This window comes from Echinicola vietnamensis DSM 17526 (assembly GCF_000325705.1).
GTDB lineage: Bacteria > Bacteroidota > Bacteroidia > Cytophagales > Cyclobacteriaceae > Echinicola > Echinicola vietnamensis.
This window is the reverse complement of the sequence record NC_019904.1, coordinates 5048548-5061344: the sequence shown is the minus strand read 5'-3', so window position 1 is coordinate 5061344 and position 12797 is coordinate 5048548. Positions and strand designations below refer to the sequence as shown.

The following is a 12797-nucleotide window of genomic DNA, read 5'->3' as shown; positions in this document are numbered from 1 at the left end:
CTTAAAAATTAGCGGGATTTGTGTTAACTTTCCCAAACATTACAAATCACTAATCAAAAGACAAAAAAGAACGTTATGAGCAAATTGGCTGATATAGGCCTGATAGGGCTGGCGGTGATGGGTGAAAACCTGGTGCTGAACATGGAGAGCAAGGGATTTTCCGTGGCCGTCTATAACAGGTCTACAGACAAAGTGGACAAATTTATCCAAGGACGTGGGGCAGGAAAAAACTTCATCGGTACCCATTCGGTAAAGGAACTGGTGGATTCCCTGCAAAAGCCCAGGAAAGTAATGATGCTGGTGAAGGCAGGTGATCCTGTGGACAGCTTCATCGAGCAGATCATCCCCCACTTGGAGGAAGGTGATATTATCATAGACGGAGGAAATTCCAATTTTACCGATACCATCCGCCGTACCGAATACGTGGAAAGCAAAGGATTCCAATACGTCGGAACCGGCGTTTCGGGCGGGGAGATCGGAGCCCTCAGGGGGCCTTCCATGATGCCCGGAGGCAGTAAATCCGCTTGGCCCCATGTCAAGGAAATTTTTCAGTCCGTTTCGGCCAAAGTGGACGGGGGCGTTCCCTGCTGCGACTGGGTCGGAGCGGACGGTGCCGGCCATTATGTGAAGATGATCCACAATGGCATCGAATACGGGGACATGCAAATCATCACTGAAGCCTACCAGTTTATGAAAGACGTGCTGGGAATGGATTATGATGAGATGCACAAGACCTTCAAAAAATGGAACAGTGAAGAACTGGATTCCTACCTCATTGAGATCACGGCGGACATTCTGGCCTATAAGGACGAGGACGGCGAGCCGATGGTGGAAAAAATACTGGATACTGCAGGGCAGAAAGGTACAGGAAAATGGACAGGAATCGAAGCCATGCACCTGGGCGTGCCCCTGACCTTGATTGCCGAGTCGGTTTTTTCCCGGTTCCTAAGCGCGCAGCTCGAGTTGCGCGACCAGGCCTCGCAGGTGTTTGACGCACCGGCCATTTCCTTTGATGGAAACAAGGAAGCCATGTTGGAGGACCTGAAAATGGCCGTTTATGGGGCCAAGATCATTTCCTACGCCCAAGGTTATAACTTGCTAATGGAAGCCTCCAAGGAACATAATTGGGAGTTGAATTACGGGGATATTGCCCTGATGTGGCGTGGAGGCTGTATTATCCGCTCCGCTTTTCTCGGTGATATTAAAAAGGCCTTTGACAAGAATCCTGGACTGCCTCATTTGCTTTTGGACGATTTCTTCAAGGAAAAGGTTCAAAATGCCCAGGCAGGATGGAGGAAGGTCTGCGCAGCGGCCGTGACCAATGGAATTCCCGTGCCTGCTTTGAGTGCCGCATTGGCCTATTTTGATGGATTCAGGACCAAGCGGTTGCCGGCAAACCTGCTTCAGGCCCAACGTGACTATTTCGGTGCCCATACCTATGAGCGTACCGATAAGCCTAGGGGAGAATTTTTCCATACCAATTGGACAGGCGAAGGTGCCGATACGGTTTCTACGGCCTATAACAGCTAAGCTGACCAAACTTAGACAAACGGATTTGGGCACACTGTCCGAATCCGTTTTTTTTTTGTGCCTGATCATCAAGCAGCAGGTTGATGGATAAAAAATCAATGAGGGCTAACCTTTTTCGATGGCTTTACCTATTCTTTGCCATTATTGGTTTCTATTTGGCCACCGATGAACGCTGGTAAACACCAATAGAATGCTTAAGGCATCGTAAATCTTTGACCACCCCTTTTTATTCTTACCATGAGGTTGACGTTGGATCAAGCGGGAAAATTGGGAGCGGCGGCAGCCCGGTCACCGATTACCCTCGAGTAGTTGGGGTTAGGTGACGGCCCACGCGTAGTTTTTCAGGTGGACCAGGAATCGCTTACTTTTCCTTTGGTGTCGTACTTGAGCTCTAAATGACTGATTTTGCCATCTTTGTCCGGTACCGCGTATGGAAGGGATGACATGCCCTTGGTCATCACACCGCTAGCTTTGGCGTCATAGGTCTTTTTTTCGCCACCTTTCATGACAATGGTAATTTCCTGAAGCTGCAGGGTCCCTTGAGTGCATTTTAATTTGATTTTGTCCACGGTATTGTCGTTCCCCAGCATGGATACCTTGTCGGTTTCACTTTTGAAGGCCACCGTTTTCTCGCCCAGCTTCACCCAGCCCTTTTCTTGGGCTTTTACCGTCAGGGTCATGAAAATCATCAGAGGGATCAGAAAAATATATCTCATATGTTTATTGAATTTGATTTAATATAAATTTACCAAAAATTAGTAGTTAATAGAAGTATTATTTTAATAGTAAATTGTTGGTTTCAAGCCTTTTAAGTTGATGGTGATCCCGGGTCCTTTCGATGGAGCTTAGAAATTTTCATTAAGCCTCAAGAACAGACCAGAGGTGCCGTAGTTGCCCCAGCCATAATCGATACCGATGTTGGTACGTGCTTTTTGACTGATATTAAACCGTAGGCCCAACCCATAGCCCGGCTCGACATACTCGAATAGGTTGATACCATTGGCTTTTCCATTGGCGGTCGTCGCGTTTAAATAGAGGATGGCGCCCATAAATCGGGGATTTTTTCGGGTAGCAAACAGGTGCTTCCTGTATTCCACTCCGCCAAACATCAGGTTCCTGCCCCGGAACCTTCCTTGAGAATAGGGTTCTCCGGATTTGGAGTACTGGTCCCAGCCAATGGCGGGCAGGTTCATATAAGGCAGGTCTCCTGAAACCGTAAGGTTGGCATAGGTCCAAAGGGCCAGGATATTGTTGTTGTCATCGGTCAGGTTAAAATAGTCACGGTACTCCATCCACAGCTGGGTAGAGCTTTGGTCGCTGCCGAGAAAGGTAGGATTCACTTTGAAATTGACCATGGCATATCGGCCGGCATAGGGATTGTTTACATTGTCCCGGGTGTCCAAAACACCATTGAAGGATAGCCCTACCAAGGTGCTTTTCTCTTGATCAAATCCGTAGGTTTCATTGTAGGCATAATATGGGGTGATCACGGGAGTGGAAGCTTCCAGGTCCAGCAATTGGTCCTTGATGTCACTGAAGATGTCCACGTGTACACCCAGTCCTGCATAGAATCCTTTGGAATTGATCTTTTTCAGGAACGTTTGATAGAACCTGAAAAACTTAAATTCCATCATGTCCGCCTCGGAATTGCCCTCGATACTGCCATCGTCAAAATTAAAATCATTGCTGGCCAGCCGGGCAGACTGCGGACCCGTTCCCAGTCCCCAAGTGGGCTGGCTACTGTCAAGGTAGCGCCAATCCCCAAGCATGATGAAATCATTGTCTTCGCCATAAACCGTACTCTTTAAGGTAATGATGGTCTGTTTCTTGGTGGTGAAGGCCACCCCGAGCAAGGCATTGGAAATCTTGGTGCTCGCCGGATCCCCCATAAACCAACTGGCGGAACCACCGACCCCATAAATAAAGCCAAATGCCGGATTGGCACCGATCACGGGCACGGGAGAGAGGTACAGGCTCCCTTTTTGGGGAGGATCATTTTTCTTCTTTTTTTGTCCGTAACTGTTGTCAACGACGATCACGGAAAGCAAGAAGAGGAAAAAGAGAGTGGGGAGGTTCAGTTTTTTAGCGGTCATATCCAATTTTTTTTCAACAGGTAGTGGTTGCCTTTTAGAAGGCCATGGTTGAACTTGGCATGGCCACTTTCGGCATTTATCCACTACAAAAATAGAAAAGTGGGGTGGGGGGAGGGCGGAATATTGGGGGGAAGTTGGTTAGTTTTATAATATTGGGCATGAAAACCCTTGCCAGAACGGTGCAATGGTCAAACCGGTGAAGGGCCAATAAAAAGTAAAGGCTGCCCGATTAACAAAACGATAGGGATTGTTTTCCTCCTTGTTTGTCTCTGGGCAGCCTTTGATTAGGCAAAGTTATTCGATAAAGATTTTCACTTGGTTGTAAGCCTCAATGGAACCTGAAATCATGACCACATGGAAATCAAAATTAATGCTCCTGCCCAATTTTACCTGCCAGCCCTTTGACATCCTCAAGGGAAAGGTAAAGGCAGGGCACGATCACCAAAATGATGGAGGTGGCAAAGACGATACCGAAGCCCAGGGATATGGCCATGGGAATCAAATAAAAGGCTTGACTGGAAGTTTCCAAAATAATGGGCGTAAGCCCACCAAAGGTGGTCAAGGTGGTCAGGACGATGGGCCTGAAACGCCGTAATCCTGCCTCGTGGATAGCATCAAAAACAGGAAGGTCTCTTCTCATTTTATTGGCATAATCCACCATGATCAAGGAGTCGTTTACCACTACCCCTGCCAGTGCAATCATGCCCATCAGGCTGACCAAGGAGAGGTCATACCCCAGCAAAATATGTCCGATCACGGCACCGACCACCCCGAAAGGAATGGCCGTCATGACGATCAGCGGCTGGGTGTAATTGCCGAAGGCCAAGGCCAATAGCGCGTATATGAGCAAGAGGGCCATGGTGAAGGTTCCCCACAGGGAGTCGGTGGATTCCCGCATGTCTGCTTGGCTTCCTTCGAAAGTCCATGTAAGCCCGGGAAAATCTGCCCGCAGTTGGGGGAGGACCGATTCGTTTATGGAAGCCAACACCCTGCTGACGGCATTGGAAGGCTCTACGTCCATGCCTACATTGACCACGCGGCGGCCATCCCGGCGGTTGATAGAGGTAAAGGCTTCTTTTTGGACCACTTCCACGACATCCATTAAGGGGACTTCCACGCCTGATGCTGTCCGAATGATAAAGTCCTCCAGGTTACGGATATCCTTTCGTTCCTCCAAGGGCAGCTTGACACGGACTTCCACTTCGTTATTGCCCCTGAGCTGCCGCATGGCCAAAGCTCCAAAAAAGGCATTCCGGACCTGCCTGCCCACCTCGGAAGAAGTAAGGCCGAGGTTTCTCCCTTGCGGCAGCAACTTAAAGTCGTACTGTACCTTTCCCTTATTGTAGTTGTCGCTGACGTCCCGGGTGTTTTCGAAGGTGTTCATCTTATCGACAAATGCCTTGCTGGCTTTTTCCAGCACGGCAATGTCCGTATGGCTGAGGTCCACGCTGATGGCTTGTCGAGCACCTCCCGGGCCCCTTTCTGCCTCAAAGGTGATCTGGTCCACACCCCGGATATCACCGATATTGTCTCGCCAAAGGGCGATGATCTCCCGGGCGGAAATGTCCCGTTGGTCGGGCGGAAGCATGACGATTTCCACGTCGATGAAGTTCTGCCCCCGAACATTGGTCTTGATTCCTTCGGCCACTTCGTACAGGTTGTGTTCCTCAAACATCTTTCTGGTGGCCGTGGTCACTTCCTCCGCCACTGCTGCGGCTTGGTCTGGCGTGGTGCCCACAGGAAGCCTGATCCCCGCCTCGATTTCATCTGCGGCCACTTCCGGCATCAAGATAATGCCCATGTGATCGCTTAGCCCATATCCGCCTACCACCACGAAGAGCCCCAAGGCGATGCTTAGGGTGATGTATTTAAATTCCAGGCATTTGTCCAGAAATGGATGGTAGTAGCTTTCGATAAACCAATCGAAGCCTTTGGCAAATTTAGCTTGGTAAGTCTCCAGCTTCAGGATGATTCCCTTTTTCTGGCGACGCTTGATATGGCCCAAATGGGAGGGGAGGATGAAAAGCGCTTCAATCAGGGAAACGCTGAGAATGACAATCACCACTGCCGGAAGCGGCCACCAAAACTTTCCGGTCTCCCCGGGAATGTAGAGTAAGGGAAAAAAGGCAATGATCGTCGTCAGGATACTGAACAGTACGGGTTGGGCCACATCTTTGGTGCCCTTGATGGCGGCATCCATGATACCATAGCCCTTTTGGCGGTATTCAAAGACGTTTTCGCCAACCACAATGGCATCGTCCACCACAATGCCCAGGACCACCAGAAAGCCAAACATCGAAATCATGTTGACGCTTACGCCGATCCACGGCAAAAAGGTGATGCCACCGATAAAGGAGATGACCATGCCGATCATTACCCAGAAGGCCAAACGGTATTCCAAAAACAGCGCAAGTATCACCAATACGATGACGATGGCCATCAGTCCGTTTTCCGTGAGCAGGGAAAGACGCTCCCGGTAGTCTTCGGCCCTGTTGCTGTCGATCCGATAAGCTACTCCAGGAGGCAACTGGAAGTCATCGAGGAGCTCGTAAACCAACTCTTCGATGTCCAGTGGAGATTGGTCGCCTACCCGGAAGATTTCCATACTGACCGCTGGTGTTTGGTTAAACTGACCATGAAAGCCCGTTTCCTCAAAGCCATCGGTAATGGTGGCGATGTCCCGGAGCTTTACCTGTGCACCTGATGGAGAGGAGGCAATGTTGATGTCCCCAAATTCCCTTGCCCACTGTTTTCGTTCTTTCATCCTGAGGAGGATCTCTCCGGAGTTGGTCTCAATGGCGCCGGCAGGAACGTCCCTGCTGGATTGGTCCACTAAATTGGCTACTTGCCCCAAGGTGAGCTGGTACTTCCGAAGGTTGTGGCGGGGGATTTCGATGCGGGTTTCATAATCGGGCACATTGTCCAAGCTGACCTGGGTGATTTCCGGTTGGCTCAAGAGCCGGTTTCTCAATCGCTCAGCCAGTTTGCGCAGCGTCCAAATATCCACGTTTCCGTACAGGGAAAGCTGCATTACATCGCGCTGTCGGTCCTGTAGGACGACTTCGGGTTCTTCAATGTCATCCGGAAAGGTGCGGATCCGGTTGACCGCCTGGTCGATGTCCTGGAAGGCCTTCATCCGATTGGTGCCGGCCACCAGCTCGATGCTGATCTGTGCGGAGCCTTCATTTGCGGTGGAGGTGATTTCCTTGATCCCTTGGATGCCCCGAATGGCCTCTTCCACCGGCATCAGGATGCCCTGCTCCACCTCTTCGGGGGCGGCTCCGGGATACACTACCGATACATTCACAAAATCAAGTTGAAATTGGGGAAACACTTCCTTCTGGATGGTGAACATCGTGTAGATCCCACCGCCCACCAGTAGTAGCATCAAGATATTGGCCGCCAGGGAGTGGGTGGCCATGTAGGCAATGATGCCCTTTTGTTCGGTATCGACGTGGCGCTTTTTCAAGGATGTGAAGGGTTATGGGTGCTGTCCTGCTCGACCCGAAGCGGCACGCCATTGGTGACGGTACTGATATTGGTCGTTACCACTTTTTCGCCTTGCTGCAGTCCTTCAGAAATGTAGGCATAGTGGGCGTCCATCAGCTGGATCCGAACCTTTCGGATGGAGAGTTTACCGTTTTCCATGACCCATACGGTTTCGTTGCTCCGCAGGTAATCCCGGTTTAACCTCACTACTTCTTTTACCGGGCTGCCCTTGATGGAGACTTCCACAAATTCATCAATCAGCAGCTTTGGCCGGTAGTCTTGGGATTGACTGGCCAGGGGATCGGGAACCTTGATGATGATGCGGGCCAGTCGGGTCTGTGGGTCGAGTGCTCCGATCTGGCGGTAAAGGTAACCTGTGCGGTACTCCTCCGGCTCCCAGGAGCTGGTATTTTTGATTTTTACGGTATCGCCTTTTTGGTGGTCTCCAGCGGGGAAGTGAAGCCATTTCAAGTCCCTCACCGGTAGGGTGACCTGCACCCAGTAAGCCTCAGTGCCGACCAACCTGCCCAAGTCATCACCGACACTCACTTGAGATCCCAACGTGACATTTTGGGTGATGATCTGTGCATCAAAAGGAGCCCTGATGACGGTTCGTCGAAGGTTTAGGCTAGCTTGGTCCACCGCTGCTCTGGCAGATTGGATTTGGGCATTGATGGCTTCGAGTTGGGGCTTTCGAAGGACCAGGGACTGTTCTTTTTCCGAAAGGGTGTCGCCGCTGATCAGGGACAGGTCCTGTTCGGCAATCTTTTGCCTTCCCATCTCGATCTGCAAGTTGGTTTCTGCCTGGGCCAGTTCACTTTGGCGCAAGGCCAGCTGGTTTTGGTAATCGGCAGGATTTATTTTTAGGAGCACCTCGCCCTTTTTTACCAGTCCACCGGGGACAAATTCCGCCATCCGCTCAATTACCTCACCGTTTACTTGAGCGCTTAAGCTGACGTTGTCCACGGCCTGAACGGTCCCCGTGGTGATGAATTCCGGGACAAAGGTGCCACTGCTGACTTCCTCGACGCTGACGAGCATGGCCGTGGTCTTGGTGGCTCCTTCGCTTTGGGCAGTAGGCTCGGTAAAAAATATCAACAATACCACCAACGCGGAGGCAGTCAATATTCCTACAACAATGAAAAGGGTCTTTTTATGGCTCATTTATGTGCTGGTTATCGGGTTGGTCATCTTGGAATTCCAGGTCAAAGTTTCCCGCCAAGGCCCGGTAAAGGGCTATCCTGGATTCAAAGACTTGTTGTTTGAGCTGGATTTTTTCACGTTCCAACTGCTGTTGTTCGTCCAGAGAGACCAGAATATCCAAGTATTCGGTCAATCCATTGATGTATTCGGTCAATCCATTGATGTATTCGATCTGCAATTGCTTTTGGACATTACTGGCCATGGTGATGCGTTTATCGATCACTTTCAGCCGCTCTGCCTGTTTCTTTTCCCGGATCAGGGCATTTTCTACTTCCTGAAAGGCTATCAGGACCGATTGCCCATAATTGTGGAGTTGTTGGTTCTTGATGGCTTCGGTACGGTCCACTTCTGCACGCAACCTGCCCCAGTAGAGCAAAGGAGCGACCAAATTGGCCCCCAAGGTATAGGCCCAATCGTTAAAGAGTTCGGGATAGGTATTGGAGCGCGTTTGGCCGGAGAGGTTGAAGGACAGCCGGGGAAACTTGTTCCTTACCGCGACGGCCATGTCCCGATCGGCAGCCATCAATTGGTGGTAAGCCCTTTGGAGATCAGGCCGACGCCTTACCAGTTCGAGGGGGAGTCCGGTTTGGGGATGCGGGGGAAGGGGCGGCAGGCTGTCCTTGGCCGAAATGGTGAAGTTTTGCGGAGCCACCCCGGTCAGCACGGCCAGTTGGTTTTTTAGGACTTCCAGGTCCGTTTCGTAAAGGAGCTGTTGGTTTTTGGCCTCCTCGACCAATTGCTGCTGCCGTAGGATGTCCACCCCCTTGACTTGGCCGGCTCCGAACCGCACTTTTATCAGTTTGATGATCTTTTCGTTAATGGCAATTTGCTCCTTGGCCAGGTTCAGTTGTTTTTTGGCGGTGATCAGCTGGAACCAAGTGGTGGCAATCTGTGAAGAAAGGGTCATGGCCGCTGTTTGGTAATCAAAGTAGGACGCCTGAAGCCTAAAGTCCTCTGCCTGCACACCTGCCCGGATCCTTCCCCACAGGTCCACCTCGTAATTTGCCGATACGCCTATCTGTGTGTTTTCCCCTCCTGCAAAATCAGGTTGAGGTCGGCTTATGGCCGTTCGAGCACTGCCCTCAATATCGGGCAGCAGCAATGAAGACTGTATTTTACGAATGGACCGGGCCTCCTGAAGTTGGTACCAGATGCTGATCAGGTCGAGGTTGTTCGAGAAGGAGCTGTCCATCAGCCTGTTCAGCTCGGGATCGTCAAAAGCCTCCCACCAACGGGCAGATACACTGTCCATTCCGGAAGATGAAAAAGCCTGAGGCTCGGCTATGGGTGGCTCATAGGGAGTGATTTTTGGTGAACACTGCCAAAAAAACAGGTTTAAGACCAGCAGGAGTATAATGCTGCTCGCAAAAGAGGTTTTCACTTTAGGGGCATTGATCTGCAATGGTCGTGTCCTTTAGGTGCTGGGTTTGTGCTAAAGTATTAAAATAAAGGATTTTAGGGAGTTGAGCAAATTGCTGGGCCTTGGAAGCGGGAAGTTTTTAGGGATGCATGAAAGTATAGGGAAGGGGAATCCTCTATGGAACGAAGGTTTCGTTTCGGGACCTGGCCGAGTGGTATATGAAAAAATCAACTGATAAGCGCAAAACCAAAGGAATATGGGAAGGGAAGCGTGGTTGGGATGATCCCCTTCCCATATTCCAATAAAAATCACTTTGTGATCAGGATTTCCGCTTAGGAAACCGCCACGGCTTGTGGTTTTTTCTTGGTTTTTCGGGAAGGCTTTTTCTTCATTTTGTTGATCCATATCAAGGTGCCGGTAATGGGCAAGCTGGTGGCGATCAAACAGGAGATGAAGTACAGCAATTTGGAGAATCCACCATACACAGAGCCGATGTGAAGGGCCTTGATGGATCGTGCCACCCGCTGATTAAAGGGCTGGTCAGCAAACCGATGGATGTCAGAGACCGCTGCAGTGGCAGGCTCAAGGCTGATCCGGTCACTTGCCGCAGGGGCAAAGAATCCCGTTTTGTTCTTTTGGATCTCGACCAGGTCGTTACCGTTTTTGGGGAAGCTGATCCGGTAATCACCCGTGTAGTCAAGGTGCTTGTCTGCCACGTCAAGGTATTCTTGGTAGGGAAGGAGCGATAGGGTTTTTTCGGGCTGTTCTTCCTTTTCGTTGGAAGGAGAAGGTCTTCCGTGTCCACCACCCCTGCCGGAAGGTTCCTGATAGGTACCCAAAGTCTTTTGCAGCCCCGTGCGGTACCAGGGGAATGACCACTGTGGCCCGGTCAGCCCCATGATCAGCAGGATGAAAAAGGCATAAAAGGCCAGTGTGTTGTGAAGGTCGTGGTTGGCTCGTTTCCAACTGCCGTTCAGTTTTAGTTTTAGGCCTTGCCTCCAGTTTTTTACTTTTTGGGGAAACCAGATCACGATGCCCGTGAGGACACCTAAGGTGAAGAGGATGGTGGCCGTACCGGTAATATAGCTGCCCAGTTTTCGATTCGAGAGTTCTCCGATCAACGGCTCTTCGATTTTGTCCAGGAGCAACCAGCGATGGAGGCTGAACATGTCTCGCATAAAACCTGCAATAGCATTTTTTTCTTCCGAAGTACCGACAATTTTACCTGTGTAGGGGTCCATATAATAAGATGTCCCGAACCTGCTCCGGCTGTCTTTTTCCCTGACGGTAAATTGAAAAGTACCTTGCGGGTCATGGGGTACAGAAACACCGGTGATGTCTCCATCCACCTGTGCGGAAAGGGATTGCAGGAGGGATTCTATGGTTTTTTTGCTGCTACCGTTTTGTATTTCTATATGATGGAGGTGGGCACTGAACATTTCCTGGAGCTCGGTGTTGTAGACATAGATGGTCCCTGAAAAGCAAACGGGGATGAGCACCAGGGCACTGGCCAATCCCACCCAAAGGTGGATATCATTGAAAAATTTTCTGACCTTTTGCCAAGTGGTTTTTTGCTTTTTTGCCTTCATTGTTTTGATAGTTTGATTGCCGGTGAAGTGGTTGGATAGGGATCATGACTGTCTCTGGGTCAATTTGCCCATCTCAGTATTCCTAAATAGCATTTTTGCTTTACGTAGGAAAGACCTTGTTTCCCCTTTTCATGAAATAGGAAAACAAGGTCAATGATTTGGATAAATCCCCGCGTGGGGAACCGATTTGATACCTTAAAAGGCTCCGATAAAATGGTTGCCCGGCTTGTTGATCAGTTTGGCGCCTACAGATACCTCTCCGGTTTGGCTGTGGAGGATATAAATATTCCCATCTTTGCCAAGTGGAGAAACCGGAACCAATAGGTCATTGCCACTTACCATAAAACCTTGGAATTGGTTAAACCTAACATCAGGATCATCTGGGATTTCGTTCACCAAATATGCCGTTTGCTGGTTTAGGTCCAGTCTCGCGATATAACCTTGGTCTTCCTCTCCATGTCTGATCATGGCATAGCCAATGCCATTGTTGACATATTTCCAAGCGTCCACATAGACGTCGTTCAGTCCCAGGGCCTCGTCCAAGCTCAGGGCGAAGGTATTGTCGTATTCATTCTCAGGAGTGATTCTCAGGATATGAGATCCGTCGGTGTCGCGGGAAGTGGCTTGGTAAATACTGCCGTCTTCTGCCAACTGGTTGACATTGCTGCGGTAGCCAGAGCAGTCTCCGTTTGCTTGTGTGGAGGTGATGATCGTTGGGTTTTCCAGAGAAGGATAATCTACCACGACTGTTTTGGTGCCCAATCTATCCCATTCACTTTCCCGCTCACCAGTGGCCACGTCATATTTGCGCATCCACGTTCCGATGAGCAGCTTGTCACCGGCTTGGTTCAGCACTGGTGCATCCAGTCTGAAGATACAGTGACCGGCCAGTTCTTCTTCTTCCGTTAGCGGAATTTCATAGTCTTTAGTAGCCCTGATAAGCACATCTTGGAGGTCCACATCAAGTACCGTCGCGGTACCTCTGTAATATTGGAAAGGCTCCGTGGAGTTTTCCGCAGCATTGTTTGCTGCAATATTGGCCACGTTTACTGCGATCCCGTTTTGGTCCCCATTGTACAATTTGCTCCATCGGGGAGCTGTGCCGACATACTGGGAAATGTTTACGGTGACGTCCTGCTGGACATAGCTGGAACCTCCTGCGACGTCAAATTTGGAAAATTCCCCGCCATTTTCACCACCATAGGCAATATTGAACAAGGTGCTTCCGTCTTCTGATATTTGCAGCCTTGCCGTACGGTTGGACTTGACTGGTTCCCCGTTGTCAAATACGTCGATTTCGATTTCTGGATTGATGGCGTCTTCATAACTCACCGCGTAGATTTTGGTACCGCCGTTTCCGTCACCCGGACTATCGCCCATCAGTGCGCCGGCGACGGTCACCCATCGGTCAGCATTCTGCTCGGGCTGGGGTGTGGGATCATCTTCGTTGTTACAGCTGGTCAGTGACAGGGCCGCCACAACGGCTCCCATATGAAGAATTTTGGATTTTAGCATGTTAGTCCTGAGCATCTT

At 50.2% G+C, this 12797-nt stretch carries 8 protein-coding genes; 1 reads left to right on the top strand and 7 read right to left on the bottom strand.

Annotated features, from left to right (window positions below):
• Positions 1–75 precede the first annotated feature (75 nt).
• Complete coding sequence (gnd, locus tag ECHVI_RS20555) at positions 76–1530, top strand: decarboxylating NADP(+)-dependent phosphogluconate dehydrogenase (RefSeq protein ID WP_015267951.1); 1455 nt, start codon at positions 76–78, stop codon at positions 1528–1530.
• A gap of 341 nt (positions 1531–1871) precedes the next feature.
• Here the strand turns inward: gnd and ECHVI_RS20550 are convergent, their stop codons facing one another.
• The 7 genes from ECHVI_RS20550 to ECHVI_RS20520 all read right to left on the bottom strand — a co-directional run bounded on the left by ECHVI_RS20550 (position 1872) and on the right by ECHVI_RS20520 (position 12794).
• Entirely contained in the window at positions 1872–2246 is a 375-nt protein-coding gene (locus tag ECHVI_RS20550) for a DUF2541 family protein (RefSeq protein WP_015267950.1), read from the bottom strand.
• A gap of 129 nt (positions 2247–2375) precedes the next feature.
• On the bottom strand, positions 2376–3623 hold the full coding sequence (locus tag ECHVI_RS20545) for a BamA/TamA family outer membrane protein (protein WP_015267949.1): 1248 nt from the start codon (positions 3621–3623) through the stop codon (positions 2376–2378).
• A gap of 367 nt (positions 3624–3990) precedes the next feature.
• Positions 3991–7092, bottom strand: a complete 3102-nt coding sequence (locus ECHVI_RS20540) for an efflux RND transporter permease subunit (protein ID WP_015267948.1) — start codon at positions 7090–7092, stop codon at positions 3991–3993.
• A complete protein-coding gene (locus ECHVI_RS20535) occupies positions 7089–8276 on the bottom strand; it encodes an efflux RND transporter periplasmic adaptor subunit (RefSeq protein ID WP_015267947.1) in 1188 nt (395 codons plus the stop codon). The genes ECHVI_RS20540 and ECHVI_RS20535 overlap by 4 nt, the downstream gene beginning before the upstream one ends.
• Complete coding sequence (locus ECHVI_RS20530) at positions 8266–9696, bottom strand: TolC family protein (RefSeq protein WP_217189904.1); 1431 nt, start codon at positions 9694–9696, stop codon at positions 8266–8268. Before ECHVI_RS20530 ends, ECHVI_RS20535 begins: the two co-directional genes overlap by 11 nt.
• 311 nt (positions 9697–10007) lie before the next feature.
• Positions 10008–11264 (bottom strand): PepSY-associated TM helix domain-containing protein, encoded by a 1257-nt coding sequence (locus tag ECHVI_RS20525; protein ID WP_015267945.1) that lies wholly within the window; start codon positions 11262–11264, stop codon positions 10008–10010.
• A gap of 195 nt (positions 11265–11459) precedes the next feature.
• The gene (locus ECHVI_RS20520; protein WP_015267944.1) at positions 11460–12794 is read right to left on the bottom strand and encodes a hypothetical protein; all 1335 of its coding nucleotides are present in this window, start codon (positions 12792–12794) and stop codon (positions 11460–11462) included.
• Positions 12795–12797 lie beyond the last annotated feature (3 nt).

Coding starts and splice junctions, on each gene's coding strand:
- gnd (WP_015267951.1), top strand. CDS start 76: ATGAGCAAATTGGCTGATATAGGCCTGATAGGGCTGGCGGTGATGGGT.
- ECHVI_RS20550 (WP_015267950.1), bottom strand. CDS start 2,246: ATGAGATATATTTTTCTGATCCCTCTGATGATTTTCATGACCCTGACG.
- ECHVI_RS20545 (WP_015267949.1), bottom strand. CDS start 3,623: ATGACCGCTAAAAAACTGAACCTCCCCACTCTCTTTTTCCTCTTCTTG.
- ECHVI_RS20535 (WP_015267947.1), bottom strand. CDS start 8,276: ATGAGCCATAAAAAGACCCTTTTCATTGTTGTAGGAATATTGACTGCC.
- ECHVI_RS20525 (WP_015267945.1), bottom strand. CDS start 11,264: ATGAAGGCAAAAAAGCAAAAAACCACTTGGCAAAAGGTCAGAAAATTT.
- ECHVI_RS20520 (WP_015267944.1), bottom strand. CDS start 12,794: ATGCTCAGGACTAACATGCTAAAATCCAAAATTCTTCATATGGGAGCC.